Origin of the sequence: Scytonema hofmannii PCC 7110, assembly GCF_000346485.2 — a bacterium.
Classification (GTDB): Bacteria; Cyanobacteriota; Cyanobacteriia; order Cyanobacteriales; family Nostocaceae; genus Scytonema; species Scytonema hofmannii.
Genome location: NZ_KQ976354.1, coordinates 10,056,677 through 10,083,103, shown reverse-complemented (window position 1 = coordinate 10,083,103; position 26,427 = coordinate 10,056,677). Strand labels below are relative to the sequence as shown.

The following is a 26,427-nucleotide window of genomic DNA, read 5'->3' as shown; positions in this document are numbered from 1 at the left end:
GTACTCTAATTTCTATTTCCAAGCTCTTAAGGCGCTCGCAACCCTTTGAGCGCCAGCATGAGTTGTTTAAGAAGCACAAAACTTTGAGACCGTTTTGTGAGACCTTGATATCAGGCGTTTTTGGTAAACAATTTATGTGCGCGATCTTCTTGGAACAGCAGCAATACAAAACTTACATTCTCTCAGATGAAAGTACTAGGAGCAAAGTCACCGTTGTTCCAGAACGGGGAGGTATTATTACTACCTGGCAGATTGAGGAACAAGACATTTTTTACATGGATACCGAGCGGTTTGCCGATCCCACTCTATCTGTGCGAGGTGGCATTCCACTCCTTTTCCCCATCTGTGGTAACTTAGTTGATGACACTTATACCCTCAACGGAAAAACATATCAACTCAAACAGCATGGCTTTGCTCGCAATCTTGCTTGGGAAGTTAGCGAACAATCAGATTCCAACGGCGCTAGCCTAACTGTCAATCTTAAAAGTAATGAAGAAACCCGTGCAGTTTATCCTTTCGACTTTGAGCTAAATTTTATTTATACACTCCGAGGCAATAACTTAGAATTGCGATACCGCCACACCAATCTGTCTCAAGAACCTATGCCTTTTGCAACGGGTATTCATCCTTACTTTTCTGCACCTGATAAAAGCCAATTAGTTTTCGATTTACCGTCCAATCAATATCAAGTTAAGAGTGACAAGACTGTTCAAAAATTTGCAGGAAAGTTTGATTTTGAACAGGATGAAATCGATTTTGCTTTCATTAATCTATCCAAACAATCTGCTGTAGTCACTGACCAAAGTCGTAATCTTAAACTAACTGTTAGCTACGACGATAATTATTCAACTCTAGTGTTTTGGACTGTCAAAGGTAAAGATTTTTACTGTTTAGAACCTTGGAGCGCCCCCCGGAATTCTCTAAACACAGGCGAGTCTTTACTACAGGCTGAGCCTAATACAACAGTAGAAACAGTTATAAATATAACTGTTGAAAGCGTTTAGTTTGGAATTTTCAACTTTGGCGATAGTCTGAAATGGCTCACAGACACAAGTTTTACCCCACCCTAACCCTCCACGAGTGAAAGGGGAGGGAACTAGATTTTCTGTTTCCCCCCTTGGAAAGGGGGATTAAGGGGGGTATATATAACGTGTACACCTTAGCTTTTATCAGGGGGGTCAATTCTATATTTATGTACCTTTATACTTGCCAGTCACGATTATTGCTAGGAGCCAGTTCGATTAACTCTTCAATATTGCGAAGCATTGTGTTACAAATAGCATTTAAAGGGAGGTCATTTGGATCGTGTCCGAAAGGCTCTTCAATTTCCGAGCCAATATAAGGTGGTATGAAGCCGGAAAATAACCAAAGTTACAAGTTGAGTGGGGAAGAATTTTATAAAAGATTACATTTGAAAGGGTTTTCATGTTATCTAGGTTTTGGTCATAAAACTCTTAGACTTACCACCGATAAGAAAAGCGATCGCGAATAATCCCAAGCGCGATATGTAAGACACAGCACCACAAACAGAGTCAACAAAGGTTCTGTGCTTAGTTGACTATTCTGGCAGAAAAGTATGACAAAAAAATGTCAGTTACCTGAATCTCACCTTCTGGTTGGATAGCCCAATAAGCAAACTCCTGCATGAAAGGCTGCCAACGACACTTTGTGTAATCAGCGTAAACTTAATATAATAATTTATTAAAAAAACATAGTTTTTATTTCTTTTCTCTCTCCTTTTTTATAAAGGTCTATCTCATGTATAAACTGGTTTGGATCTACTATTTGCGTACCCATATAGTGTTTTAATGGTTGTACGTGTTGCTTATCCAAGCTGACTAAATAGTCTGCTTTTGCCTCAAGTGCAGCCGCCAGAAGCATATTATCTTTTGGGTCTATAAAGTCTAAAGTGCTTACGCTATAATCTCCTAATATTTTAAATACATTATCACTTATACTTTTTAAGAATGTTATGACATCTTCTTTTGACTTTCCGCGTCGTTCACACACTTCAATGAGTTCTGCAAGAATTTGAGGACTAATTACTGCTATGAAATAGCCAGAGCGTAAGTTGTCTATTACTTTCGCGGGGGCACTAGTTTTGCTTCTACTGCCAAATGCTGCGATGTAAACAGATGTGTCAATTACAGCTTTTATTTTTTCTGACATCTGGCTTTTCACAAATAAAAACTCTTAACTGCTTGTAAATAAGCCTTCATGCTATCTTAACCTCATTTGTTCAGTCAATAACTCTAAGTGATTTTTCGTACTCTTAGAGAAGAGATAGTATCTCCTCTGCTTCTTGAATTTTGCTTGCATCTAAAGGCTTAGAACGTAACTCTTCTATCTCGGAAGCGATCTCCACAAACTCAATAGTGTCGTCTAATACATCGCTCAATTTTTCCAAGGCTTGCTTGAAACTGCTTAATCCTTGTTCAAGGAATATGTATCTCTCGCCTTGCTTAGCTTGGATATCAGATTTTTTCAAAAGTTGTTTTTCAATGTCTTTGATTATTTCTTTAATCACATCTGACGCATAACGAGAATTTTCCAGTTCTTCTGGTTGTGTATATTTACTCAAGTTGTTTTCAATTTTTTCTGCGAGCTGTCTAATTGCATCACTTATCTTCGGTAGCTGTTCCCCAAGATAGACGCGCTGGTCATCGAGATCTCGGTTATCTAGCCCAAACTCTGAATAGAATTCGAGTTTTATTTTTTGTGGGAGTTTTGAGATGATCTGAGTAACTTCTCGTTCTAGTGTAAGCATATGAGTGCGTTAGCTTTGTAAATGACTTGTTTATTCTATATACTTTTAAACTAACTTGATTATTCATAATTAACCAGAAAAATTCAAAAAGTAGATTTTTGTCCTCCCCTAATACCTTAACACCCAACTTATTATACATGACAATACCTTCGCCATTTTTGAAGAGTGTGGTGGTGCTTTAACCGTGAAAGCCCGTTCTTCTGTTCCAAGGCAAAAATCACTCTTCCTTGAAAAACAGCCTCGGATTTTCCATTGATGAAATAATTACCTTTGCGCCACGTTCAGCAAATCCTTGAGCGATCGCTTTTCCCAGTCCTCGACTCGAACCGCTGATTTGTTGATGAGTTAGTTAACATAGTCATACCAGGATTGAGTACATAAGAGATGATTTATAAAGTAGGTTGGGTTGAGGAACGAAACCCAACATTTCATCGAAATATAGTGTGTTTCAGGGTCAGAAATGTCAAGTGTAGGTTGGGTTGAGGAACGAAACCCAACATTTCATCGAATTATGGTGTGTTTCAGGGTCAGAAATGTAGTTATTGGTTAGTAGGTAATAGTGTTTGTATCCACCGAAAGGTTTCCTCCGTGACAGGAGGAATGGGTTGTTGGGAGTAGTCAATAACCAGATCCAATGCAGCCTCCTCATAAACCTCCTGCAATATTTCATACAGATTGACAATCGGTTCTTCATCTTGTGGTTGCAGGAGTAGTTGAAACACTGGAATAGGATCGCGCAAATTGAAGGGATACAGTTCTGCTTCTGGGCGATTGTCAGAACGGCTCACAAGAATCCGGTAATCCGAGCGGACAAGACCTAAAATTGGTTGAGGATTTCCAGTTCTTAGTAAATCAATTTCTACCAAGTGGCTTCGACTATCTAAAACCGACATACGCTTAGTGTTATATTTGTCTCGTCCTTCTCCAACACGCTTATTTTTGGGAGACAAAACTTCAATCACTGTTACCACTTTTCCTGTTCCAACTTGTCGGATTTCGAGGTAGCTCTCTCTTACTTCCTCTATTATTGGTACGTTAACCTTTAGAGGTTGCGAGAGTGTTTTGGCTGTTGTCATAGGTTGAGATGCGGGAAGTTTCGTTTGAAAAACAGAGACATCTGGAATGCCAACAAGCAGCGAGTCTGAATACACTCGTTTTTCAACAGCTGCTCTATACTTTGGTGTTAATAGTGGATTAAGCGATCGCGCCAACAAAACAATCATCCAGGAGTGTACTTCTGACCATAACTCAGGATTTTCAAGGTATGGATTCATTCCAGGAAAAGTTGGCTTCATCACTAGCTTATTTTAAATGAACAATCTTAGTCTTCTCTTGCCGCTCTAAAATTCCACTTATCCTGTGAGGTGGGCAACGCCCACTCTACGGTTATAGGTAATTTTCTGGTGGCAAAGAAAGTAATCTCAGTTTAACGCGCCTTCTGCTTTTCTTCGAAGATACAGCATTTTTCAGGGAAATGAAGTACATCAGTAGGGGCGTAAGACCGCCGTGACCTTATAATAATCTGTACCTCACGCTTGTTGCCATCTACTGTATGTAGTAAAATATTGAAAATATAGTAAATAAAAAGTCAAGCAAGCAATCTACTCAGTTAACAAAACTACTCTCATGAAAAAGGTTACGATTGCGGAATTGAGCAATGACATCGACCGTCTACTGGATGAAGTCATAGAAACGGGTATTCCGCTAGAAATTATCAAAAATGGAAAGTCATTAAAAATTATTTCTACAGAAAGAAAAGATAAACTTAAAAATCTAACTTTTAAACCTGATGTTATTCAAGGAAATCCAGATGATTTAGTTAATATCAGTTGGGAGCAGGAGGTTAAGATTGATTTATCTTGATACTCATGTAGTAGCATGGCTATATTCTGGTTTGACAGATAAGTTAACTGACATTGCTAAAACTTTAATTAATGAAAATGAAGTTTATATTTCGGAAATTGTTAGATTAGAGTTACAGTATTTATATGAGATAAAACGTATTAAAGATAAACCAGATTTGATTATTGCTCATTTGTCCAATCAAATTGGTTTACAGATATGCGAGCGAAGCTTTAATGATATTATCAGTATGGCTTTAGTCAGCAATAAAGGCGAAATATTCAGCTAACTCTTTAAGAAAATTATAGCCAGCACAAAAAATACTAGGAGGTTTAGAATATTTTTCTGTTGGCAATGAAAGAGCTGCTAAAGCAATAACAGAATGATAAAATCCTGCATCAGACATTGAGATAATTTTTGTTGCAACCAGGTCGGGCGAAGGCAGTACTAAAATATACTCGTCATCAATTTCTTCATAACTGAATCCAAGTGTTTCTGCAGTTAAATCTAATTCTTCACAACAACAACTGCTTTGAGGATTTTCAATCCAAGCTGTCAACACCTCTAACTGTTGCAAATCGGATAAACGTTCAAAGCTACTCCTGACTTCCTCAATTAATTCCATTACTTTCTCTGTTGGGTCTATCTCATCCCAGTCAGGTGCATCTAGTTCAGTAGGTATCCATTCTTCTAAAAAAAATGCCAGTCTTTCTATTCTATTTGGAAACGTCCCTTGAGATAAACATCGATTGATTCCTGACCGAAGTTGTTTATTCGATAACTCACTGATGATACCGCCTTTTATCAACCTTGTAGTTTCAACGCCTAGAATTTGGCTGCATTCAAGCAACGCTTTTCTATCCATTTGATTGAAAACACTGTGATTAATTTGGTTTTTATTTTTTCTTCCCATATAAATTTTTTACTAAAGTTACAATTGTTTTCACCAAATATTGGCATGGAACCGAGATGTTTGTAATTTCGTGCAATGATATAGCTCAAGAGACTGCTATTGAATTAACAAGAGCTTTTAATACTGGCTTTCAATCACTCCTTCAGCTTCATTGACTAAACAACGTAATTTTTCAATAGTTTCTCCTGATACATTTTCCCACAAACCTCGTTGGTGAGCCTCTAATAATCTTTCTGCCATATCCCGTAATACCCAAGGATTATTTTGTTGAATAAATTGTTGTACTTTTTCATCAAATAAATAAGCCTCAGCTATTCCTTGATACATGAAATCAGCAACACAGTTAGTCGTAGCATCAAAAGCAAATAAATAATCTAGGGTTGCTGCCATTTCAAAGGCTCCTTTATAACCATGTCGCATAACTCCAGCAATCCATTTTGGATTCACAACTCTGGAACGGTAAACGCGAGTTATTTCTTCTGTAAGCTTGCGGACTTTTGGCTGTTGAGTACAAGAATTGTCACCAAAATAAGTAACGGGAGCTTTTCTGGAAACTGATTTGACAGCAACAGTTAAACCGCCTTGAAATTGATAGTAATCATCAGAGTCTAATAGATCGTGCTCTCGATTATCTTGATTTTGCAAGACAATTTGCATATTATGCAACCGTTGGGTAAAAGCGAATGGTGCAAATTTCCCCTCAGCTTTACGGCTGTAAGCATAAGCACTCCAATTAATATAAGCACGAGCTAGATCATCTTCATTTGTCCAGTTTTGTGATTCAATTAAACCTTGTAGCCCAGCACCATAAGCACTAGGTTTTGAACCAAAAATTCGATAAAGCGATCGCGATTTTGCTTGTTCTGCTGTTAATCCTTGGGTTTGCCAAAACTCTGTTTCTGTTTTCACTTTAGCAGCCAAAGGATTTATATCTTCAGGCTCATCTAAATTAGCAACAGCAGTGACAGCACTATCAAATAAATCCATTAAATTAGGGAATGCATCGCGGAAAAAACCGGAAATTCTTAAAGTCACATCCACACGCGGACGACCTAAAATTGAAGGAGGTAAAATTTCAAAATCTACAACTCTTCTGGATATACCATCCCAAACGGGTTTAACTCCTAATAGTGCCAAAGCTTCAGCAATATCATCTCCTCCTGTTCGCATGGTAGAAGTTCCCCAAACGGATAAACCTAATGTTTGAGGGTATTCTCCATGTTCTTGAGTATATCTTTCAATTAATGTTTCTGCAGCTTGACGACCTACATCCCAAGCAGTCTCTGTAGGAATAGCACGAATATCTACTGAGTAAAAATTACGTCCAGTGGGTAACACCTCTGGTCTTCCCCTGGTTGGCGCACCAGATGCACCACTCGCGACATATTTACCATCTAATCCTCTTAATAAATTAATAATCTCTTTTTCTGTTTGCTTGAGTGCTTGTAAAAGATAATTTTGAATCCATTTTAATTCTTTCGTTGTTGTCTTACCGCTTTGAGGTATTTCTTCAGTTTCAATGATATAAGTCACTAACTCTGATGCATAATCTTCAATGACTTGAATAACATCACCTACGATTCGGCATTTATTTATCTTGTTAAGATAATACGGCTCGGTTAGGAGTTGTTCGCACTGTGAGAAACCCGGTTTCTCCAAGAAACCGGGTTTCTGTTCCGGCTGAGCCAAACAGTATGGGTTATTAATATTGCTATAATTTTGCATCTCAAATCTTTGACTAAAATCTACAGTTAAAGGGTCAAAGTCTAATTGCAAATCCTTCGCAATCGCCCTCGTTAATCCCAATCTACCAACACTAGGATTTCTGGCAATGGCAACAATTAAATCTCGTAATTGTTCTCCTGATGGACATTGACCAAAAATATGCAAGCCATCCCGAATTTGAGCTTCTTTTAATTCACAAAGATAACCATCTGCAGTGTTCAGAAACGAGGAAAGAGTAGAGCGATCAAAACGAGAAATATCAATTCCCAAATCTTGATGGAGATTTTCTTGCTCGATTAATTGAGTTATGCGATCACTAATTGCTGGTAATCGTGATGGCTCTAAACTTTGAGCTTCATAATACTCATCAATTAATCCTTCTAAGGAGTGTAAACTGCCATATAATTCCGCACGAGTCATGGGTGGAGTTAAATGGTCGATAATTACCGCTTGAGAACGTCTTTTGGCTTGTGAACCTTCACCCGGATCGTTGACAATAAAAGGGTATAAATGGGGAATTGCTCCCAAGACTGCTTCTGGATAGCAATTTTCAGATAGTGCTACACTTTTGCCCGGTAACCATTCCAAATTACCATGTTTGCCAACATGAACGATCGCATCTGCACCAAAATCCTTGACAATCCAATGATAAAAAGCCACATAGCTGTGGGGTGGCTCCAAATCGGGTGCATGATAATTCAAAGATGGATCGCGATCGTAACCCCGTGATGGTTGTATTCCCACAAATATATTCCCAAACTTTATACCAGGAATGGGGAATGAATCAGTTTCCTCTGGGAACCCCCAACGGTTGTTTATTCCTTCTTGTACTGCTTCAGGTAAACTATGAAAATGCTCTAGATACTTCTGCAAAGACAAAGATTGTCGCACCTGTCGGAATGGGTATCCCTCTAAGTCGTTAGTAACACCAGTTGTTAATAATTGAATTAATTCCGCTCCCGTGTTGGGAATATTGTCTGCATAATATCCGCCTAACTGTAAAGCTTTCAGAATCTCAATGCAACTTGCTGGTGTATCCAATCCCACACCATTTGCTAAACGTCCATCACGATTGGGATAATTAGCTAATATCAAAGCAATCTTGCGATTTTGTGGGGGAGTGTGTCGTAATTTTACCCAACTAGCAGCCAAGTCTGCTACAAATTCAATACGAGAAGCAACAGGTTCATAGGTGACAATATCAGTTTGTAGTAGTTGGCTCTGAGTTTTTACCGCTTTGAAAGAGACTGCTCTTGTAATAATTCTGCCATCGACTTCCGGTAAAGCAACATTCATCGCTATATCCCTTGGTGTGAGTCCAGAAGATCCAGATTCCCACTGTTCGCGACTACTACCACTGAGAATGACTTGTAATACTGGTACATCTAATTGTTCCCAAAGTTCTACTTGTGGCGTTTCTGCTTCTAACTTTGCCAGAGAAAAACTCGTCGTGTTTAATAAAAGATCTATATTCTGACTGCAATATTTTAACAACTCCGCTTGGACATCTGGCTCTCTTAGGGAAGAGACAAAAATAGGAACTGCTGTGAGATTTCTTCGTGCTAAAGCTTGACAAAGTGCATCAATTGCTGCATTGTTTCCAGCTAAATAATGAGATCGATAAAAGATAATGCCAATAACACCAATTTGGTTATCTTGTTTGGGTGGGGATGTAAAATTATTCTCTACTTGCGTGCAAATGATGCGATCGCGTGGTGAATATATTCCTACACGAGGGACTGCTTGGGGTGGATTAAAGGTGTAGGTGCAACCAAGGAAAGTTGTAGTGATAAATTTAAGACTATTGAGATAATTTTCCGTACCACCTTCATTGAAATACTGCCATATCTGATTAGCTTCTATGAGAGAAACATTAGAGTGACTGATTAAATTTGGATCGGGTCGTTCATCTCCTGGTAGGACAATTAATTTAGCCCCTGTCTGCTGAACCGTTTGTTCGACGACTTCTAATCCGTAACTCCAATAAGCACGACCGCCAAGTAACCGTAAAATAATAACTTCTGCTGCACTTAATACATCTTCAGCATAAGTGTCAATTGTCAGTTGTTGCTGGAGTTGTAGCAAATTGACAACCCGTAACTGTGGAAATGCCAAGGGTAATTGAGTAATAGCAACAGCTAGGGTTTGAATATCAGTATCCGCAGCTGTAATTAGGACAATAGGTGCGGGTTGCTGTGCGATCGACATCACGCCTTCTATAGAAGGGTTCCAACCTCCTGGTGTAGTTGCAAGACGATGCATAGGTTTTAAATAGCGGCTTTCCTGGTTTTGAGTGAGAGAAGTTTACCACAAGAGCAGAACATTACCAACATTTTTGTGCCTTCTCTAAATAGGGCTTGCTGAAAAAGAAAAAAAGGAGACAGTCTCTAAATTCTCAGACTATAGAAGTATATTCAGGTGCAAGAGAGGAGGGTAGAATAGCCAAAAATGCTTGCATCACTGCGATCGGCAGCATCAAGTATGCTGTTAGTAACCATGTACCGAAAACAGGGACAAACTTCAATCCCAACTGAAAACTTTGAACTCCCGTTCGAGGGCAAGTTATCAGAAGATAATCGTTGGGTAATGATGGCTGCTTTCATTCCTTGGACAGAATTTGAAGAAGAATATTCTTCATTTTTCTCAGTAGAGATGGGAGCACCTGCCAAATCTTTTCGGATGGCATTAGGGGCATTAATAATCAAAGAAAAGTTGGGGATAAGCGATAGAGAAACAGTAGAGCAAATTAAAGAAAATCCTTATCTACAGTACTTTATAGGAATGTCATATTATAGTAATGAAGCTCCATTTGATGCATCAATGTTGGTACATTTTCGGGAAAGAATTAGTGTGGAGCTTGTTAACAAAGTGAATCAAGAAATGGTGAAGAAGATGCTAGAAGCAACATCTTCTAAACTATCTGAAAAAAAAACAGAATCACCAGAAGAAGAAGGTGAGACACCCAAAAATCGGGGAAAATTAATAATAGATGCAACTTGTGCTCCGGGTGATATCAGCTATCCGACAGATTTAGAGCTACTCAATCAAGCAAGAAAACAGACAGAGAAAATTATAGACTTACTTTACGAACAGACTTTGGGTCAATTAGAGAAAAAACCAAGAACCTATAGAGAGAGGGCTAGAAAGGATTATCTAGCAGTCGCTAAAAAACGTCGCGTTTCCCAAAAAGACAGGAGAAAAGCAATTAGAAAACAACTTCAATATATCAAAAGAAACTTATCTCATATTGAACAGCTAATTATTTCAGGAGCCTCTCTGGAAGATTTAAGTCACAGACAATATAAGATGTTGCTTGTAGTTGCAGAAGTCTACCGTCAACAACTCTGGTTGTATGAAAATAAAAAACAGAGTATTGACGACCGCATTGTCAGTTTAACCCAACCACATATCCGTCCAATTGTCCGAGGGAAAGCTGGTAAATCGGTAGAATTTGGGGCAAAATTGTCTGCTAGTTGCTTTGAAGGATATATATTTTTAGACCATATAAGTTGGGATAATTTTAATGAATCAGGAGACTTAAAAGCTCAAGTAGAAGCCTTTAAAAATTACACAGGGTACTATCCAGAATCTGTTCATGTTGATAAAATTTATCGCACAAGAGAGAACCGAGCTTGGTGTAAAGAAAGAGGTATTATAATGAGCGGACCTCCTTTAGGAAGACCCCCAGCTAATGTTAGTAAAGAAAAAAAGAAACAAGATTTAGAATCTGAGAGAATTCGTAATTGTATTGAGGGAAAATTTGGACAGGGGAAAAGAAGATTTAGCCTCAATCGCGTGATGACGAAACTTGCTCATACTTCTGAAACTGCAATTGCTATTACTTTTTTAGTGATGAATCTTTCTACTCAGCTCTCGCGGCTATTTTATGCTTTTTTATGTCTATTTTTTAAAACTACACCTTTTTCCCCATTTACTATTATTGAAAATAATCAGTCCTTAAATCATAGATAGCATCTGCTTATATTAGACCCTTGTTGAGTAACTAATCAATTCTTATCTTGCTGTTTTCTGACTTTTTCAGCAAGCCCTAAATAAATCGCATTGCTATGCCTGTCACATTCTATCAAAACAGTATGGGAGGGAGAATAATTGAGGCGAATAGAATTCGCTGCTCTACAAACAAAGTCCGCCTACGCGGACTAACGTAAAAACAGAGTTTCAAATTTTCTTTGACGAAAGTGATGAAAGAGCGTTAAAAAAGAGGCGATCGCAAAAGTGTTGATGTAATGATTCTAGGCTTTCGGATAAATTAAACCGCTTGGAAATCAGCACCTTTTAAGGAATGAAACAGCGATGAGCTTTTGAAACCGCTCGTAATCATTGCGTGTATCGAGATCGAATATACCTTCTGGAAAAGAAAGACTAAAAACTTCCCCTGCATTTTGTTTAATAACCTGTCTTGCACCCGCAGCACCGCTTAGTGTGAGTAATTCTGCAAACAAAGTGCGTTTGAATAACGCTGGTACACCTTGGACTCCTCCATACTCTGAAGCAACAATTTGTCCATCTGTAGCCCGGAAGACGTGAACCAGTTGATTGATGATTTGGGTAGAAACGAATGGCTGATCGCACAGCATCAACACAACAGCTTCTACATCATCATTGAGGGCTTCTATCCCAGACCGAATTGAAGTACTCATACCTTCAGACCAGCGATCGTTTTCAACAATTCGTACATTAGGTAACTCCACTTCTGGTCGAATACGGTCAGCATATGCTCCCAGGACAACGATAACGGGGTTGCAGACTGAGGCAAGCGCCACCTCAACCATGTGGCGAAGCAAGCTGTGTTGTTGGTATTGTAGCAATTGCTTTGGTGTACCCATACGGGTGGACGCACCCGCCGCTAGTAAAATCAGACCGATATTAGACATTTTCCAATTCTCCCAAACAATTTAACGATACAACAGCAATACCGATCGCACTTATTTACCGGGGTTCTAATTTCTGCTTATCCGAGTCGTATTGGGCAAGATTGCACAAGCAATTCCTCATCTTTTGTCTCTGTGTTCTCTGTGCCTCTGCGGTTTTAAAAGTAATTTCTTTAACCGCAGAGGCACAGAGTAGGCAGAGGTAAGAGAGCTATTGATTTCTTGAAGTTTTTATCCACCTTGACAGGTCTCGCCTATTTTGGTCCCTGATAGGGACATGGTTTAAAGGTTACTCGTGAGTGGAGATTTCTCCAAGAATTTTTTTTAGTGCTTGCTGCATGACTTTGACTTCTTCATCACTCAGTCGAACGCCAAAATATTCTGCGATTCCCTCTGAGTATACAGCCCACATTTTCTCTTGCATTGCTGCGCCCGCTTTCGTTAACACAGCAAAAGTTCCCCTGCGATCGCTAGGACATGACGCGAAGCGGTGTGGCTTTGCCTGATGGCATTGTATCTCAGGGGCTCTTCTGCAATGTGTTTGAATTTGACGGGGTATTGATTCGACGGATGCATATTTATGTCGATCCCGATTTCACAAGTGCCGATCGCGATCGTATTGATATCTTTCAAGGTTTGAGGCTGAAATGATGGGAATACAACTGCCTTATACACTCTGGAAATCTCGTTTTAGAATCAGCCCGTCTTCGCCTCATCTCATCGGGCTTTTGGCAATGCTCTTGACTGTTTTTGCTTGGGCGATCGCAGCAAATGTTGCTAACCACTTATTCCTTGCAGGCGTGCAGCCGTTTGAATTGGCGGGAGCAAGCGCAATAGTCGCCACCTTTGGACTTGCCATTCTAGATAGCTTATTTGGTCGCTCTCACGCTCAACCTATCAATCGTCAACAATTTGCCTTGGGACTGATTCTAGTTGGCTTAGTCGGTTCTGATTACTTGGCGATTCAACGCTTACCCGTAGCTGTTGCAATTGTATTACTGTTTACTGCTCCTATTCTAGTGGTTCTATGGACTGCGCTAACTTCTCGACGTTTGCCTTCTCGCCCTGTTCTGGTAGCGCTGAGTCTCTCAATTCTTGGCATAATGCTTGTTTCTAATTTACTTGCAAGCATTGAACTTGTAGACTGGTTTGGAATTCTAGTGGGATTGAGCACGGCAGTCTTTTTTGCAGCTTACATTGTGCTGAATGAACGAGTGAGCGGGACTCAGGAAACAATTGGAGTGATGTTGAAAGTGTTTGCGATCGCCAGTCTTTTTTGGATTGCCTATCAATTGACTCAAGGAATTCCTTGGAGACTTTTTGCACCGGAGAATATCCTCAGCGTTTTCTATGTCGGTCTGGCTGGTAATTTCTGTACGTTCGCTCAATAATTTGATAATAAATAGGACGAATTATTGTATCAGTTTCTAACATAATGATTTATCCTAAAAGTAGGGGACACTCTACAGTATGCTACCTCTAAAGTTTTTGAACTCCGAAATCCTGACAATGAATTATACGATGTTCTGCAGATTTTAAAACGCCTAAGTCAGTTAAAGTGTTTCTTAGTCTGTTGAAGTACAAATTTATCAGCGTCCATCCGCGTTCATCTGCGGTTAATTCATTATTCTGTACCTCACGAAAGTGGGAATTTCATTTTGGTATTTTGCGCCCGGAATGGGAGGCTCTACAAAGTCAGTAAATCAACGTGAAAAACCCGGTTTTTCCAAAAAACCGGATTTTTCATAACTAGTAGTTATACTGCTAGTCTAATTACTGCTTAGCACCAAACTCAAATACAGCGCTGCGAGTAAAATCAATGCGCTGTTCAAAATCCAAACCTTGGATGTTGTTTGTGAAATCTTGAGTGTTGGAGGGCAGTTTATAATCGGAAGGTACTTGAATCACAGTACCTTTTTCCATAGCTCTTCCCAATCTGAGCCACAAATCTAACTTAGCGCTAGAGCTTAAAGCTTTGTAAGCACGGCTGATATCGCTGTTAGCACCAGTAACGATATCTCGCTGTGCTTGAAGTTGCTGTTCTTTGGGCAGCGCACAGATGGTATCGTAGAAAGCAGCCGCCGTATCTTGTGCAGAAGTCTGGTTTGCTGGTGTTAATTTATCTTTGATATCTAAGTAGCCAAACCACAGGAGAGCTAGCTGAGTATCTGCGTCAAAGCTGCGAAACTGCTCTACAAGCTGCTTGGTTTTTGCATCGGCGGTGAAAGTCATAGTAATCTCCAATTGCTCTACTAAATGAGTTCTTTTCGGTGTTTTCAAGGTGATTTAGGATCGCCTTCTTTACACTATTTAATAAATCCACCACCAGAGATTAACCCTGCTTGCGACAGAAATGGTAATTGTAGCGATCGCAGCTGAAGACAGATGAAAACAATACTCTATCTCAGTAAGTCGTCATAAATTAACCAGTGAGGTTTGTCATTGGTCACTGGTCACTGGTCACTGACTGAAATGTTAGTTTTAGGACATTTTTGGGAAGTATAAGCATGACCTTAGCAGAATCTATATTCGGGGTGTATCTGCTTTTTTTCAAGGCAACAATTGCACCTTTTGGCGCTTGTGCATCTCATAGATAGGAAGCAGGGAGTAGAGCTGCAAGATCCCCCACTTCTTTGAGAAGTTGGGGATCTAGACTTAATCTTGTTATGCAGCAATGCCTACAAGCTGAATATCAAAGACTAAGTCTTTTCCAGCTAATGGATGATTGGCGTCTAATGTCACGTTGTCGTTTGAAAGATCGGTGACAGTAGCAGGAATAAATTGTCCGGGGGCTTGCTGAATTTGCAACTGCTGACCAACTTCTAGATCGAAGTCTGGAGGTAACTGATTGCGATCGACCTTGACTACCAATTCTGGTTGATGCGGACCGTAAGCTTGGTCGGAAGGAATTTCTGTAGTTCTTGTTTCGCCTACATTCATGCCAACAACCGCTTCTTCAAATCCGGGAATGATTTCCCCGTCACCGATTGTGAACTGCAAAGGGTCACTATTGGTAGAGGTATCAAAGACTGTACCGTCGGATAATTTGCCCTCGTAGTGAACCACTACAGTATCACCATATTTTGCTTGTGTCATTATTATTCTCCTGACATTTTTATATAGCAAGCGTTTAGCGATTCGGTCAGATACGATCTTAGCGACCGAACGCTCATTTGACACACTCGCAAACCACATTGCACTTTAACAGTAACCAGTGACCAGTGACCAGTAAATTTTCATACTTAAATAAATTAATTTCTATTTTTCCACTAATAAACTTAGGAGCTTCTACAGTATACATAACCGCTCGTCGAGCGCTGGTCACTGGTCACTGGTCACTGGTCACTGATGATTTGAGCGATCGCATCCACTAAGGTTTCTGGCTCAATTGGTTTGGGAATATGCAACTGAAATCCCGCCGCCAATGCTTTCTGCCGATCGATCTCCCCTGCGTAAGCAGTCAGTGCGATCGCTGGAACTTGTCCTCCTTGTTCTGGTGGCAATGCTCTCACCTGACGCAATAAAGTATATCCATCCATTCGAGGCATTCCAACATCAGCAATTAGGATATCGGGCTTGGTTTGATAGAGAAACTGCAACGCTTCTTCTGCAGAAGACACAGAAGTCACAACAGCACCAGATTGTTCCAGAATAAAGGTAATCAACTCCAAATTGTCTGTGTCATCATCCACGACAAGCACTTGGATACCTTGCAAAGCCAGTACGTCTTGCATAAACGCCCCCTCCCGATTTATTAAAGTTGGAGTCAGCATAACGAGGAAGTGTCACAGTAAAAGTTGCTTCCTGTACCTCTCCTAAGCTTTCAGCTTTGATAGTTTCCCCAAGCATTTCAATTATGTGGCATACGATCGCCAGTTCCAGCCTCATACCCCCAAAGGTTGTTGTTGTGATACTACCATCACCTTGGCCGAAGTAATCGAAGACGTATGGCAAAAATGCAAGCTTGATACTAATGCCTGTATCTTGCAATTTGAGATTGAGACCTAACAGACTCCAGTCAAATATTGACTCGAACACCTGTAGAGTAAAGTTTACTGTTTAACAGTGAATCCGTAAATAGGAATTTGATGAGATTTTTGAGATATACATAGATAGGGCTATGCCATACAAAAGTCGGATTTGGTGGACATCGCCCTACCGACTGCTTAAAATTTTGTATAAAAATTTCATCTAGCATCATTCCGAAGAAATCCAATCCCAGCTTTTCTTTCAATGTAATCTGCTAAGTTAATAAAATCATCACGCGGATAAGATTTTCCTCCGATTAAATCAAATGCTAATCGGCTTGAAGGACTATCCGGATTTTCCAGAATATGTATTCCCCAGTAGTAGAGTTGGTCGCTAGCGCGGATACAAGCATCTTCTGGATCTATACAGTGAAACTTATCATCTGTTTGACTAATTTCATTATAAGTATTGAAATATACCTCTTTTAAGAGATTAAGTTGCTTGGATGTTGGTTTTCTAAAGTTATTTACTAGTACAAATAAATGACTTTTTTTATTGATTTGACGTATTTCTATAACAGTATCTCGAATAACTTTCCCATGCTTATTTAAGCCAAGTGGATTTAAAGTTGTTGGGATAATGCAATAGTGAAACTTTTCAACTAACTCCTTGGGATTCCTTTCCAATGCAGGAGAGCAATCACAAATGACTATTCTGCTATCACGAGCAGCGTCTTCATGCCAATCTCTGCCATCAAAGACTTCAATTGTTGTACCAACGCCTCTAGGATTGGGAACAAAAACCCCATCCCCCACTAATTTTTGCAAATTTTGTTCTGGATCTAAATCAACTAGTGCAACATTAAACCCTTGTAGAGCAAAGGCTCCTGCCAAATGTCCTGCTATAGTTGTCTTACCAACCCCACCCTTACAAGTAAAGATCCCAAAGTAAACTTTATTCTGTTTAAGATCGCCTTCGCCGTCATTATCTTTCTTTTCTGGTACAATTCCATCAATTCCAACAATTCTAGTTTCCTGTGCAACTCCACAACGGATTTTACTATCCTTGCCCCAGGATCTAATTAATGCCATTGCAGGTCCACTATAACCTTTTGTGGTTATAAACAAACCAAAATTAAACTTTTTGCCTTCGTTAGAGTCAAGGAATTCCGAAAATTTTAATAACTGTGGTGCTGCTACGTTATTTCTCAACCATTTTACTTGTACAGCAACAACTAAATTTCTTTTCTTGACAACTAAATCATAAACAGGTTGGTTTTTTTTGGCAGTTTCCACTACCCAACCTGCTTTATGGAGAAGTTTGGCGACGTGCTGTTCAAAATGTCGATAGTCTTGGGTGTAAGCAGGCTCCATAGGCACTTAAAGTAGGGAGTAGGGAGTAGGGAGTAGGGAGTAGGGAGTAGGGAAGAAGTCAATGCCCAATGCCTAATGCTCTTATTGTCTCCGTCGTCGATTGAGAATGTCCCAAGTTCCTCCTCCAACAATACCATCAGCTTCTAAACCATAGCGTTTTTGTAAAGATACAACAGCTGCCTCTGTTGCGGGACCAAAGTCGCCATCAATAGAACCTTCTTCTAGGTAGCCAAGTCTTTGCAGTCGTCGTTGTAACCGAGTGACTTCAGAACCGCGCATCCCCGGCCGTAAAATTGGCAGCCCTTCTGAGGTATACTGAAGAGAAGCCGTTTGCTGAGTTTTTCTAGATGATCCAGAACTAGTGGTTTGTTGAGTTCGAGTTGTTTGTCGAGCAGACGATCCAGTACGGGTGGATTGTTGGCTTCGAGTTGCTTGTCGAGAAGTGGTGGATGGGTTAGAACGAGTCGATGGTGTTTTTCTGGCTGCGGGTTTGTCGGAACTACTCGTTGCTACTCGTGTTGTTGGTTTTGGTTCAGGTTTTAAATTACTAGCTCTATTGGTGGTTGTTGGTCTTGGTTCGGGGTTTAAATTATCACTGCGATTCGTGATGGGTATTGTTCTTGGCTCGGTACTGGGAATAACAACTGTGCTGTTATTATCTCTTGAAGCTTGGGATGGAATTGGGAAGCTTTCGGAACTTGAAGTTGCAGGGGAGGATGCGATCGCTTCACTTGGAAAAAGTCTTTGCCAAGTGTTGGTATCAACAACACCATTTGGACTTAAGCCTGCAGCTTCCTGGAATCGAGAAACAGCGATCGCAGTCCTTTCACTATAAACTCCATCTACTGTACCAGTGTAAAAACCCAAAAGTTTTAAAGCGGCTTGCAGTTCTGAGACAGGGTCTCCTTGGCTACCAACTTTGAGATTGGGACGGTTCACTCCCACTCTTGGTGATGCTTGAGCAATTGTTTGTGTTGGTGCTGCAAATGATACTGTCGAAGAAAAACCAAGGAGTAGAGGTGCAGAAAGACACAGGAGTATTTCTATCCCCCATCTGGATTTTGACCTTTGCTTTTGCTGGATTCTACAAGCATTTACGGGAAGACTAGGGAAACCTAAGTCTGTTAAGATACTTACCTTGATGATGTTTGTCATGAACGTTGCCCCTGGGATATCTCATTGGTAATACACTTATCGGTCACTACTGTAGAATGCAACTGGTTAAGCAATTTTATACCATTTTGGATTTTGGATGCCTGGATTTTAGATTGGAGATAAGATGAGCTTACGCAATTGCACCATAAACCGCTTCTTGTTGACCGACAAGAGACACAAAAGGTTCCCGTAAATATTGATGAGCCGTTTCCATCGCATTTAAAGCACTGACAGATGCAATTGCTTGTTGAAATTCCCAGTCGAAATCAACTCCAAGCCCTAAAATTTCATACCAACCATAAATTTGAGCAATTTGGGCATTGGTTTGTTTACCCAAAGCGTACTGTCCCAATATCTTGTTCTTAGCTGACTGAAGTGCTTCTTCCTCTAACTGGTTTGCAGATAGTAAATCAACTTCTTTTTGCAAACCAGTAAGGGCTATTTTAGTGTTTTCTGGTGCCGTTCCCATATATACAACAAATGATGCTGGAAAAATCCTAGTTGGGTAAAATGCTGATACCTCGTAAGCTAAACCTCGCTTTTCTCTCAGTTCAACAAATAAGCGACTGGAAAGACCATTTCCTAAATAAGTGGATAGCAATTTCAATACTGCATAGTCAACTGAACTCACTGACGATCCTAAGTAACCTAGCATCACAATTGATTGTTGTGTTTGCTGGGGTGTAATTGTCATCTGGGGTTTCACGTCCAGATCTGGTACATAAAGCACTGGTAGCTGGTGGTGAGTTGGAACTTGCCAATCCCCAAACACTTTCTCTACAAGAGCCACTGTATCACTTACACTAATATGCCCAGCAATGCTAATAACGATATTATCTGGACGAAAATGGGTTTGATAGTACTGCTCTAAATCCCCACGAGTCAAGCGGCTCATAGTTGTTTCATCTCCCAATGCCGATCTTGCATAGGGATGCTCTGCGTACATCGCATTTCTCAACTGGTCAAAAGCAATTGTAAATGGCTGCTCTTGCTGCGAACGAATATCCTGTAAAGCAATACGCTGTTCTAGTTCCACTTCCATTTCTGGAAATGTCGGTTGGCGCAGAATTTGCCCTGCTAATGTCAGGATCTCTGCAAAATCTGATGTAACTGTTTTTAAAGACAACAGGAAGTAATCAGCCGTAGTATCTGCACTCAAGCTTGCTCCTACAGATTCTACTTTTTCTGCGATCGCCAAACTTGAGAGTCCATCACATCCTTTAGTCAGAACAGAAGAAAGCAAATGCGTCAAGCCTGCTTGCTCTTTTGTTTCGTAACAACTACCAGCACGAATAAAAATCCGTGCTGCTATAATATCTGCGACTGGATTTTCTGCCACCAAAACCACAATGCCATTGTTTAACACAGTGCGATGGATAGACGTTTTTTTCATTATGGTTAATGGTTAGTTGTGAGTAGATTGGTCACTGGTCACTGGTCACTGGTCACTGGTCACAAGGTTTCAATACAGTAACTGCGTAATGGTTTGGAGAAAGGTATTCTCGTGCTAATTTTTGCAGTTCTTGAGTGCTATAAGATTTTATTTGCTGGGGATAAGTCACAGCTAATTCAGCTTGGGCGATGGTGTTGTAGTAACCATAAAGCCCTGCTAGTTGATTGGGGGATTCCGTAGAAAAAGCATAGTCGTTACACAACAACCTCTGACCTCGGATGAGTTCTTGCTCGCTTATCCCGTTTGTTTGAAGATCGTTTAAGTGCAAGCGAATTAAAGATTCCACCCGTTCTAAATTTTCTGGCTCTAACCAAGCTGTAATGGTAAATAAACTCGCATCCCGTTGTAACGAAAAATGACTGCAAATACCTTGTACCAACTGCTGCTCTTCTCGCAAGTCGCGAACCAGTCGAGAAGTTCTACCTTCTGCTAAAAGTACTGAGAGTAAATCTAAACCATAGGAGGTTCGGAGTTTATCTACTCCAGGTCCCGTCCACCCCATTAATAAGCGTGCTTGCTCTAATCGCGGCAGATGCAACTCTTCACGGCGAATTCCAGCTATGATTGGTTCTACAACTTCTTTTGGGCTTTCCGGACAGTCGCAACAGCGATCGGCAAAATCAACAAAAGTGTCGTTGACTATTTCTATGGCTTGTTCTTGGGCTATCCCTCCCACGATCACCACCGTCATATTTTCTGGTTGGTAGTGATTGCGGTGAAAACAGCGCACAATCTCTGGAGAGGTTTGCATCAATTCTTCCTCGCCACCCAACACCGAACGTCCGTAGGGATGTTGTTGGTAAATACTTGAAATCAGAGACTGAAACCCTATCCAGTCGGGATCGTCGTAGGATTGCCGAATTTCCTCAAAAACAACATCCCGTTCGCGAACAAATTCATCCTCTGGTATTGCTGCATTCAGCAGCAACTCTCCTAAATAGGGTAGGGTCTGTTTGAGGTACGAAGAAGCTGTAGTCAGCGAGTAATGAGCGTAGTCATGACTTGTCGCCGCATTAGTCACCCCACCTTGATTTTCAATCTTCTGGTCGAATACCCCTGGAGGTAGCGTTGCGGTTCCTTTAAAGATCATGTGTTCCAAAAAGTGAGCCATACCAAATAATGGTTCTGGCTCAACGTTAGCACCAGCACGTACCCAAATATCTGCCACTACTACAGGGGTAGTAGGAATTTCTTGATGAATCAAAGTTAAACTATTTTCTAGTTTCAAAACCGAAGCTGAAAACACGGTATCTATGAGTTTTAACAATTTCTTACAGCTTTTACCTTAATTTAACCCAGTTCTTGCGATTTTAACAATTAGTTGTTAGTTGTTGGTTGTTGGCAAGTAAAATATTTTACTGCAAATCAGTTATTATGTGCGGACGCAATACCTTGCACCTCTACTAACTACTAACCACTAACCACTAACACACAATTAAAAGCTCCCAAGTCTCATTTGACCTTGGGAGCTTGTAATTTTGTGTCACCACGACGCCGTTTTACCTAAGTTTATGACCTGGATAAACCAGGTGGGTACCGAGTTCTCTCGTTTAAAGTTTCCGGGTGCTTTGCCCGGTCTACTGCCACGAGAATTCCTTGATTCCCTTATTTTTAAGGCATAGATCAAAAAACTTTATGGCAGTCACCAACGTCACAGTGCAACAAATTCATTATAGCTTTTAAAAAAATATTGTGTATTCTTCCGTTGAAAATTTCTTGCAGGCTTACTTGGAATACCAGATGGATTCTATATTACGGGCGATCGCCATTGTGCGATCGCGGTTTTGCGAATCCAGCAAAACGGTAACGTGTCCGAGCTTGCGACCCGGACGAGATTCATTCTTTCCGTACCAGTGGACGTGTGATTGGGGAATTTGCTCTATTTGCTGGCGTTTGTCCAGATAGTCGCTCTGAGCATTTTCATATCCCAGAAGATTAATCATCACAGCACTGGGGCAAACCATCGCTGTGTTGCCCAGAGGTAAACCACAAACTGCTCTTAAATGCTGCTCAAATTGCGAAGTTTTACAAGCATCCAGAGAAAAATGCCCGGAATTGTGGGTACGGGGTGCCAATTCATTAACTAGTACTTTGCCATCCGCCCTAAGAAATAACTCAATTCCAAAAACTCCCACAGTTTGCAAGCTGTTGAGTAAAATACGAGCAATATCCTCGATTTCCAAAGCGACTTGTTCTGGAATATCGGCTGGTGCAATGACTCGACGACAAACCTGTTCTTCCTGTTGGGTTTCCACAACCGGGTAAGTCATTATCTCACCATTCGTAGAACGTGCGGCGATGATTGCTAGTTCTCGTTCAAAAGGAACGTATTCTTCTAATAAAAAACCTGAGATATTTTTTGAATCTGAATCTAGTTTCCGATCTAAATCAGATTGTTCTTTTATGATAAATGTCCCCTGACCATCATAACCGTGACGGCGAGCTTTCAAAACAACTGGAAAACTTAGCTGGGCATTGGAGACTAAGGCTGCACTTCTCCCCCCCTCTCCCTCTCCTCTCCTCTCCCTCTCTTCTTCAGGAATATCAACAAACTTCGGAACGGGTAAACCCAAGTCTCGTAGATAGCACCGTTGGTGATATTTATCCAAAAGAGGGCTTAAAGCCTCCAATCTGGGACGAAAACAAACTCCTTGCTCTGCTAGCTTTGATAAAGCATCTATGTTAACAAACTCATTCTCAAAAGTAATGACATCACACTTTTGAGCGAGCTTTGCCGTAGCGTTAGCGTCATCGATTGGAGCAAAAATAATATCTTTAGCTACAGATACTGCAGGATCGTTTGTGCCAGGAGTTTGAATCAGTAATTCCACTCCTAACGTTCTTGTGGCACTTCCCATCATCCATGCCAATTGCCCGCCACCGATTATACCAACACGTTTCATTGACATCTTAAAGAATTACTTTCAAGAAACAGGGGAGTGGGGAGTGGTGAGTAGGGAGTGGGGGAAAGAAAGTTTCTTTCATGCATAACGAGGCTCTCAAGTTAGCTGAGCGCAAGAAAACCCCTCTTCCCTACTCCCCACTCCCTACTCCCTACTCCCCTATTAAGTATACTACTGACCTTCGACCGTTGTCGGTTGCTCACTAGTCGGTTCCTCTGTAGGAGTTGCTTCTGGTGTTACCTGTGGTTCAATTTGTGGCGCGGGAGGATTGAGAAATTCTTCCCAAGCTCTAATTTGGTCTCGTGCTGCACTATAGGCAGAAGTCCCTCGTGGAATTAATCGAGCTGTTTCAATACCCTTAGCCATGTCAGATTCTCCTTGAGCGCGAGCTATATCTAACAATTGCTGACTCCATTGGTCAACAGCTATACTGACATCGCTCCATAATGAGCTTCCCTCTGGCACTCTATTGGCTACCCGAATTGCTTCTGCTAATGCTTCTGGAGTGCCAACAAGTGCTGTTTCTCTTGCTCTTTTCCAGTTTTCTCTGGCGCGGAGTTGACCTCGCCATTCATCTATGGATGCTTGTGCTTCTTGTGAAAGCGCTCGCCCTTGGCTAATTTGTCTTGCTGTTTCAATGGCTGAGGGTAAATCGCCGCTACTAGCAAGTGCTCTGGCTCTGTCTAAGTAGGGCTGATCTTCAGTCCGTTGAATTTTCTCCGTCCATGTGGCAATTTTTCTTCTTGCTTCTCGGTAAAGCGCACGTCCTCTACGAACTTGACTTGCTTCGGCGATCGCAGCCTGTAATGAATTCACATCATCAAACAAGGAGATTTGATCGGCACGATCCAAGTATGGTCTGTCTTCTATGATTTGTACTTGGGCAACCCAACGACCAATATCTTGTCTTGCTTCCTGGGCGCGGGGATTGCTGGCTGGAATCAGCTGTGCTTCAGCAATAGCTGCTGATAAATCGCTCACACTTCCTTGGGTTGCTAGCGTTCTTGCTTTTTCCAAACGGGCAACATCTTCAATCTCTAACTGCCAAAGAGCAATAAATTTTTGTGCTTTTTCATACACTGGTCGGGAAATGTCTATTTGCTGGGCTTGGGAAATCGCTGCTTCCAAACCAAAAACAGTCCCCGTCCAAGCACTTTTTTGCGCTTCTGCGATCGCGATAAAGTCCTCGACCTCTAACTTTAACCCTGTCACAACCGGAACTTTCTGTACGAGTTCAATTGCTGCATCTGCATCGCGCCGATCTAATTTTGTTTGTGCGATCGCTAGTATTTTGCGTCCAAATTCCCTAAGGGTTGCTTGAGCTTTCTGATAAACGTAACTGTCTTTCTCAATAGATTCTGTCAGCTTAATCGCTTTGAGTATATTCTCTACCGATCTAGTGTCTGCTAGACCCTTGGCTTTTGCTAACTTATCACCATCTTCTCGCGCACTGACAATCAGACGATTGAGTTCATCATACTTAGTCGTTGACCAATACTTATTATCCACTCGCAGCAACTTAGCAGCCAGCATAAATGATTGATGCCAGTTTTGCTCGCGCAATTGCGCTTCTGAGTCCTGATAAATTCCTTCTGCTTTTGACCAAATTGTTTGCCATTTGGTAATTTGTTCTTCCACCACTTTATAAGCGGAAACATCATTTGGCACTTTTCGCGCCGTCTCAATCGCTTTTTCTAGCCTTCCTAACTGAAAATTCTGGTCAGCTAGTTCTAAGATGTCCTTTGACCAATCTTCCATGTAGCGATCGATTTCGGTTCGCAGTGGATGATTTGGTGGCAATTGCTTTACGAGGTCAATCGCTTGCAGAAGGTCTTTTACTGTCTGTTTGGAAGCTGCTAACTGAGCGCAATGCAACCGCACTGACGCACTTGCCAGTGGCCAGAAAATCGAGGGACAGTTGGGCGCTGAAGGCAACTTTAACAGCATTGCTGTTGCCATGAAAGCGATGGCACCGGGAACCATTGCTAATAATAGTGTCCACAGTACCCAACTTTTTGTCCATTTTGGCAATTTTCCATAACCACTGGGTGGAGTGGGTTTGTTGGGCTGACTATCTGAAGGCGACTTTTCTGACGAATGAATGTCTTTTGGGCGTTTCACAGACTTGGAGTTAGAACCAGTAGCTGGTACACCAGACGCGTCATTGCTGTTATATTGTTTCTCCGGGGATAATTCTGTCATATCATCTGGCTCTCTTGCTCGACCCGGCAACCAACTTTCTGGCATATCCCGCTCTGCTGTCATTGCTCACACCAAAAATAAACGAATAGCGACTGTTATAGCGCCAAACCTCTGCTGTTGCCATAGTAACTTTCTCACTATCAGAAAGTTATACTATATCCATATTATCCACATATACCATGACTTTTCACAATTAAACAGTACTTTTTTATACTTTATCTTCCAACAGAAGATTCTGCTTGCAAGTCTACAATAAGTTGAGCCAAATCATCTCGACTTGCGTTGTACACTGTCCCGCAAAAATGACAAGTGGCTTCAGCACCATTATCTTTGACCATCATGTCTTCCAGTTCTGCCTGTCCCAACATCTTAAGTGCTCCTAGCACTCGGTCAAAAGAGCAACCACAGTGGAAGCGCAGCATTTGTCTTTCGGGAAATACAACTAATCCCATGTCTCCCAATAAGTCTTGAAAAATTTCTGTCAAAGACTTACCAGCTTGCAGCAAAGGTGTAAACCCTCTTAAAGCAGCAACCCGTGACTCTAACTTTTCCACAAGCGCTTCATCTCTAGCTGCTTTGGGCAATACTTGTACCAGTAAACCGCCCGCCGCAGTCACTCCACTAGCTTCTACAAAAACACCCAACACAACAGCTGAAGGTGTTTGTTCGGAAGTCATCAAATAATGAGCCACATCGTCGCCAATTTCACCAGAAACAAGTTCCACCGTGCTTGAGTAAGGATATCCATACCCAACATCGCGCACAACATAAAGAAACCCCTTACCAACTGCGCCACCAACATCCAACTTACCTTTGCTGTTTGGAGGCAGTTCCACATCTGGGTTGTCTACATAACCGCGTACCGTTCCATCTAGCCCTGCATCTATCAATATACCACCCAAGGGTCCATCACCTTTGACTCGGACATTGACTCTTGAGCCAGAACGCTTCATACTAGAAGCCATTAAAAGACCGGCAGCCATAGTCCGACCTAGGGCAGCTGTTGCTACATAGGAAAGTTTGTGTTTCGCTCTTGCTTCTTCTGTCAAACGTGTGGTAATAGCGCCTACTGCACGAATGCCGCCATCAGCTGCTGTAGCGCGAATTAATTGATCGGCCATGAAAATCCTTACCAATAATGTTTGACTGACACACCCGGCCATTGTTATGCACGGGCGAGATCGTTACCCTAGTATAACAAAACTTAACTTAAACATCCTCTAAGATTGGGGA

26 protein-coding genes, 1 other RNA gene and 1 pseudogene are annotated in these 26,427 nt (G+C 41.2%); 7 read left to right on the top strand and 21 right to left on the bottom strand.

All coding sequences use genetic code 11. The features are described from left to right. The first annotated feature begins 134 nt into the window (after positions 1 to 134). The gene (locus WA1_RS42555) at positions 135 to 1,004 is read left to right on the top strand and encodes an aldose epimerase family protein (protein ID WP_017749705.1); all 870 of its coding nucleotides are present in this window, start codon (positions 135 to 137) and stop codon (positions 1,002 to 1,004) included. A gap of 196 nt (positions 1,005 to 1,200) precedes the next feature. On the opposite strand, the pseudogene WA1_RS56105 reads toward WA1_RS42555, so the two are convergent. The 4 genes and pseudogenes from WA1_RS56105 to WA1_RS42540 form a co-directional block, all read right to left on the bottom strand. Further along, positions 1,201 to 1,338 (bottom strand): annotated as a pseudogene (locus WA1_RS56105) (hypothetical protein); the annotation flags it as partial. 363 nt (positions 1,339 to 1,701) lie between these two features. Further along, positions 1,702 to 2,169: a putative toxin-antitoxin system toxin component, PIN family gene (locus WA1_RS42550; protein ID WP_017749706.1), complete on the bottom strand. Its 468-nt coding sequence runs from the start codon at positions 2,167 to 2,169 to the stop codon at positions 1,702 to 1,704. Positions 2,170 to 2,272: 103 nt separating this feature from the next. Then, positions 2,273 to 2,767, bottom strand: a complete 495-nt coding sequence (locus WA1_RS42545) for a hypothetical protein (RefSeq protein ID WP_017749707.1) — start codon at positions 2,765 to 2,767, stop codon at positions 2,273 to 2,275. 539 nt (positions 2,768 to 3,306) lie between these two features. Then, entirely contained in the window at positions 3,307 to 4,062 is a 756-nt protein-coding gene (locus WA1_RS42540) for a DUF4058 family protein (RefSeq protein WP_017749708.1), read from the bottom strand. A gap of 331 nt (positions 4,063 to 4,393) precedes the next feature. Here WA1_RS42540 and WA1_RS42535 point away from each other — a divergent pair, with 331 nt between their 5' ends. Together WA1_RS42535 and WA1_RS42530 are read left to right on the top strand one after the other, a co-directional pair. Further along, the gene (locus WA1_RS42535; RefSeq protein ID WP_017749709.1) at positions 4,394 to 4,630 is read left to right on the top strand and encodes a type II toxin-antitoxin system Phd/YefM family antitoxin; all 237 of its coding nucleotides are present in this window, start codon (positions 4,394 to 4,396) and stop codon (positions 4,628 to 4,630) included. Further along, positions 4,617 to 4,898 carry a PIN domain-containing protein gene (locus WA1_RS42530; RefSeq protein WP_017749710.1) on the top strand — a complete coding sequence of 94 codons (282 nt, stop codon included), beginning with the start codon at positions 4,617 to 4,619 and terminating at the stop codon, positions 4,896 to 4,898. Before WA1_RS42535 ends, WA1_RS42530 begins: the two co-directional genes overlap by 14 nt. Here the strand turns inward: WA1_RS42530 and WA1_RS42525 are convergent. Then, complete coding sequence (locus WA1_RS42525) at positions 4,866 to 5,522, bottom strand: hypothetical protein (protein ID WP_017749711.1); 657 nt, start codon at positions 5,520 to 5,522, stop codon at positions 4,866 to 4,868. The genes WA1_RS42530 and WA1_RS42525 overlap by 33 nt on opposite strands. 117 nt (positions 5,523 to 5,639) lie before the next feature. Continuing rightward, positions 5,640 to 9,509 (bottom strand): cobaltochelatase subunit CobN, encoded by a 3,870-nt coding sequence (cobN, locus tag WA1_RS42520; RefSeq protein WP_017749712.1) that lies wholly within the window; start codon positions 9,507 to 9,509, stop codon positions 5,640 to 5,642. 234 nt (positions 9,510 to 9,743) lie between these two features. Here cobN and WA1_RS42515 point away from each other — a divergent pair, with 234 nt between their 5' ends. Further along, positions 9,744 to 11,219: an IS5 family transposase gene (locus tag WA1_RS42515; RefSeq protein ID WP_026135401.1), complete on the top strand. Its 1,476-nt coding sequence runs from the start codon at positions 9,744 to 9,746 to the stop codon at positions 11,217 to 11,219. 314 nt (positions 11,220 to 11,533) lie between these two features. Here WA1_RS42515 and WA1_RS42510 read toward each other — a convergent pair whose 3' ends face one another. Together WA1_RS42510 and WA1_RS57735 are read right to left on the bottom strand one after the other, a co-directional pair. Next, positions 11,534 to 12,142, bottom strand: a complete 609-nt coding sequence (locus WA1_RS42510; protein ID WP_017748446.1) for a nucleotidyltransferase family protein — start codon at positions 12,140 to 12,142, stop codon at positions 11,534 to 11,536. 286 nt (positions 12,143 to 12,428) lie between these two features. Further along, positions 12,429 to 12,587, bottom strand: a complete 159-nt coding sequence (locus tag WA1_RS57735; protein WP_017748447.1) for a hypothetical protein — start codon at positions 12,585 to 12,587, stop codon at positions 12,429 to 12,431. Positions 12,588 to 12,616: 29 nt separating this feature from the next. Between WA1_RS57735 and WA1_RS57730 the strand changes: the two genes are divergently transcribed. Together WA1_RS57730 and WA1_RS42505 are read left to right on the top strand one after the other, a co-directional pair. Further along, positions 12,617 to 12,790, top strand: a complete 174-nt coding sequence (locus tag WA1_RS57730; RefSeq protein ID WP_017748448.1) for a hypothetical protein — start codon at positions 12,617 to 12,619, stop codon at positions 12,788 to 12,790. After that, positions 12,787 to 13,530, top strand: coding sequence for an EamA family transporter (locus WA1_RS42505; RefSeq protein WP_081403053.1), 744 nt, complete (start codon positions 12,787 to 12,789; stop codon positions 13,528 to 13,530). Before WA1_RS57730 ends, WA1_RS42505 begins: the two co-directional genes overlap by 4 nt. A 382-nt stretch (positions 13,531 to 13,912) precedes the next feature. Here WA1_RS42505 and WA1_RS42500 read toward each other — a convergent pair whose 3' ends face one another. Next, positions 13,913 to 14,371, bottom strand: coding sequence for an orange carotenoid protein N-terminal domain-containing protein (locus tag WA1_RS42500; RefSeq protein WP_017748450.1), 459 nt, complete (start codon positions 14,369 to 14,371; stop codon positions 13,913 to 13,915). A 24-nt stretch (positions 14,372 to 14,395) separates the two neighbouring features. Here WA1_RS42500 and WA1_RS60885 point away from each other — a divergent pair, with 24 nt between their 5' ends. Further along, positions 14,396 to 14,518, top strand: coding sequence for a hypothetical protein (locus WA1_RS60885; RefSeq protein WP_272819346.1), 123 nt, complete (start codon positions 14,396 to 14,398; stop codon positions 14,516 to 14,518). 285 nt (positions 14,519 to 14,803) lie between these two features. Here WA1_RS60885 and WA1_RS42495 read toward each other — a convergent pair whose 3' ends face one another. The 12 genes from WA1_RS42495 to hslO all read right to left on the bottom strand — a co-directional run bounded on the left by WA1_RS42495 (position 14,804) and on the right by hslO (position 26,315). After that, positions 14,804 to 15,235, bottom strand: a complete 432-nt coding sequence (locus WA1_RS42495) for an FKBP-type peptidyl-prolyl cis-trans isomerase (RefSeq protein ID WP_017748451.1) — start codon at positions 15,233 to 15,235, stop codon at positions 14,804 to 14,806. 73 nt (positions 15,236 to 15,308) lie between these two features. Continuing rightward, a complete protein-coding gene (locus tag WA1_RS57725; RefSeq protein WP_158516771.1) occupies positions 15,309 to 15,464 on the bottom strand; it encodes a hypothetical protein in 156 nt (51 codons plus the stop codon). 10 nt (positions 15,465 to 15,474) lie between these two features. Then, positions 15,475 to 15,873: a response regulator gene (locus WA1_RS60880; RefSeq protein WP_051077130.1), complete on the bottom strand. Its 399-nt coding sequence runs from the start codon at positions 15,871 to 15,873 to the stop codon at positions 15,475 to 15,477. Then, positions 15,824 to 16,177: an ATP-binding protein gene (locus WA1_RS60875; protein ID WP_066613227.1), complete on the bottom strand. Its 354-nt coding sequence runs from the start codon at positions 16,175 to 16,177 to the stop codon at positions 15,824 to 15,826. The genes WA1_RS60880 and WA1_RS60875 overlap by 50 nt, the downstream gene beginning before the upstream one ends. Before the next feature lie 149 nt (positions 16,178 to 16,326). Continuing rightward, on the bottom strand, positions 16,327 to 17,481 hold the full coding sequence (locus tag WA1_RS42480) for a nucleotide-binding protein (protein WP_017748452.1): 1,155 nt from the start codon (positions 17,479 to 17,481) through the stop codon (positions 16,327 to 16,329). 81 nt (positions 17,482 to 17,562) lie between these two features. Continuing rightward, positions 17,563 to 18,636 carry a peptidoglycan-binding domain-containing protein gene (locus tag WA1_RS42475; RefSeq protein ID WP_017748453.1) on the bottom strand — a complete coding sequence of 358 codons (1,074 nt, stop codon included), beginning with the start codon at positions 18,634 to 18,636 and terminating at the stop codon, positions 17,563 to 17,565. Positions 18,637 to 18,766: 130 nt separating this feature from the next. Beyond that, positions 18,767 to 20,029 carry a M16 family metallopeptidase gene (locus tag WA1_RS42470; RefSeq protein ID WP_017748454.1) on the bottom strand — a complete coding sequence of 421 codons (1,263 nt, stop codon included), beginning with the start codon at positions 20,027 to 20,029 and terminating at the stop codon, positions 18,767 to 18,769. Between the two features lie 52 nt (positions 20,030 to 20,081). Next, the gene (locus tag WA1_RS42465; protein WP_017748455.1) at positions 20,082 to 21,335 is read right to left on the bottom strand and encodes a M16 family metallopeptidase; all 1,254 of its coding nucleotides are present in this window, start codon (positions 21,333 to 21,335) and stop codon (positions 20,082 to 20,084) included. A gap of 233 nt (positions 21,336 to 21,568) precedes the next feature. Beyond that, a non-coding RNA gene (gene ssrS, locus WA1_RS42460) (6S RNA) lies at positions 21,569 to 21,752 on the bottom strand. Between the two features lie 61 nt (positions 21,753 to 21,813). Then, positions 21,814 to 22,992: a 5-(carboxyamino)imidazole ribonucleotide synthase gene (locus tag WA1_RS42455; protein WP_017748456.1), complete on the bottom strand. Its 1,179-nt coding sequence runs from the start codon at positions 22,990 to 22,992 to the stop codon at positions 21,814 to 21,816. Between the two features lie 171 nt (positions 22,993 to 23,163). Then, positions 23,164 to 25,257 carry a chromosome segregation ATPase gene (locus WA1_RS42450; RefSeq protein WP_033336587.1) on the bottom strand — a complete coding sequence of 698 codons (2,094 nt, stop codon included), beginning with the start codon at positions 25,255 to 25,257 and terminating at the stop codon, positions 23,164 to 23,166. Positions 25,258 to 25,409: 152 nt separating this feature from the next. Continuing rightward, positions 25,410 to 26,315, bottom strand: a complete 906-nt coding sequence (hslO, locus tag WA1_RS42445; protein WP_017748458.1) for an Hsp33 family molecular chaperone HslO — start codon at positions 26,313 to 26,315, stop codon at positions 25,410 to 25,412. Positions 26,316 to 26,427: the final 112 nt, after the last annotated feature.